Raw genomic sequence first — 246 nt, forward strand, 5'->3', positions numbered from 1 at the left:
GCCTGGCGGTGACCGCCTGCTTGTAAACGAGCACTACCCGGTAGAGCTGGGCCATGTCCAGCGCTTCGGCCACGCCTACCACGGTGTCGGCATCGGAGGTGATCCGCGCCCGGCTGTTGAACGACTTCATCCAGCGCTCGAAGCCGGCGGTGTGGTCGAACATTTTGTCCATGAACCAGATCACGAACAGGATCGAGACCAACGAGCCGAACACGATCACCACGCGGGTGAAGGTGATATGGAAGT

Annotated in this window: 1 pseudogene; it reads right to left on the bottom strand. The window is 60.6% G+C overall.

Features of this window, described 5'->3' with window-relative positions:
• Positions 1-246: pseudogene (locus ACQG3P_RS21675) on the bottom strand (hypothetical protein); the annotation flags it as partial.

The sequence above is a fragment of the Stenotrophomonas sp. SrG genome, from assembly GCF_050031795.1.
Taxonomy (GTDB): domain Bacteria; phylum Pseudomonadota; class Gammaproteobacteria; order Xanthomonadales; family Xanthomonadaceae; genus Stenotrophomonas; species Stenotrophomonas rhizophila_A.